Source organism: Agromyces sp. P1_H4, from assembly GCF_056405255.1.
Genome location: NZ_JBFUCL010000540.1, coordinates 1 through 1,387 on the forward strand (window position 1 = coordinate 1; position 1,387 = coordinate 1,387).

The following is a 1,387-nucleotide window of genomic DNA, read 5'->3' on the forward strand; positions in this document are numbered from 1 at the left end:
GGCCGAGACCGGCCGCGTCGAGGTGCCCGGCACCGCGACCGACGTCTTCGGGMAAGCCGTCGCCGTGACCGCGCTCGTCGACGTGGGCGGGCTCACGGCCGCCGATCCCGTCTCGATCACGGTCGCCGCGGGCTCGTCCCTCGCCGGCGTGCAGGCCGCCGCCCCCGCCGTGGTTCCGGCCCGGGTCGGGGCGTCGGAGAACGCGTTCGACGTGCCCGTGACCTGGGATTGGACGGGCATCACGGATGCCGCGTTCGACGAGGTCGGGGTCGTGCGGGTGCCCGGCGCGGCATCCGCCGACGGAGCCTCGCTGAGCGCGCAACTCGCGGTGCTCGTCACCGAGGGGACGCTGCGCAACATCAACCCGGATGCCGGCACCACCGCGTCGGCGAGCTCGACCGAGTCGGGCTACCCGGCCGACCGCACGCGCAACGGCGTCGAGGGCGACAAGGGCTGGTCGAACTGGGTGTCGACGAACAAGCCGGCGCAGTCGACGCTGACGTACCTGTACGCGGCGCCGCACCAGGTGCAGCAGGTGTCGGTGCAGTTCTACCGCGACGGCACCACGAGCTGGGCCCAGACGATCCAGGTGCAGGTGCGCGGCACCGACGGCACGTGGGTCGCCGTACCCGGTTGGGAGACCGCGAAGCCCGTGGCATCCCCCGCCGACGGCAGCGCGCCGACGGTCGTGGCGTCATTCGCGCCGGTCACCGCGACCGGTGTGCGGGTCGTCATGAACGCCTACCCGAACACGCACCTCATCGTGTCGGAGGTGAAGGTGTTCGAGTCCGTGGCCGCGCCGGCGGCGGTGGCCGACCTCGCGGTGCTGCGCCTCGACGGCGAGACGATGGACGGGTTCGACCCGGCGCGCCTCGACTACGAGGTCGACGTCGACGGTGGGCGGCTGCCGGTCGTCGACGGGATCGCGGTCGACTCGGCCGCAGTGGTGCGGGTCTCGCAGGCCTCGACGGCGAACGGCGGCGTCGCCACGCTCGTCGTGACGTCGGCCGACGGCAGCGCGACTCGCACGTACTCGGTGGTCATCCGCAGGCATGCGGTGGTCGACGGGTTCGCGCTCGCCGACCGGCCGCGGGTGGGCACTCCGGCCGCGGCCGTGGGCTCGTTCGATCCCGCCGACGGCGAGATCGCATGGCAGTGGCTGCGCAACGGCGAGCCCATCCAGGGCGCGACGGATGCCACGTACACGCCGGTCACGAGCGACGCGGGCAAGCTGCTCAGCGTTCGCGTGACGGTGTCGGCCGAGGGGGTCGAGGCGGCGACGGCCGTGAGCGACGCGCAACGGACCCTGGCCGCGAACGCGCGCAAGCCGTGATGCCGTGAGCTGGTGAGCTGCCGATGACCTGATTCCGGATGCCGCGAGGGCGGC

At 73.4% G+C, this 1,387-nt stretch carries 1 protein-coding gene; it reads left to right on the plus strand.

Features of this window, described 5'->3' with window-relative positions; translation table 11 throughout:
* The coding region (locus AC1DY2_RS19780) for a discoidin domain-containing protein (RefSeq protein ID WP_476763961.1) at positions 1 to 1,333 on the plus strand (1,333 nt) is incomplete at its 5' end.
* Between the last annotated feature and the right edge of the window lie 54 nt (positions 1,334 to 1,387).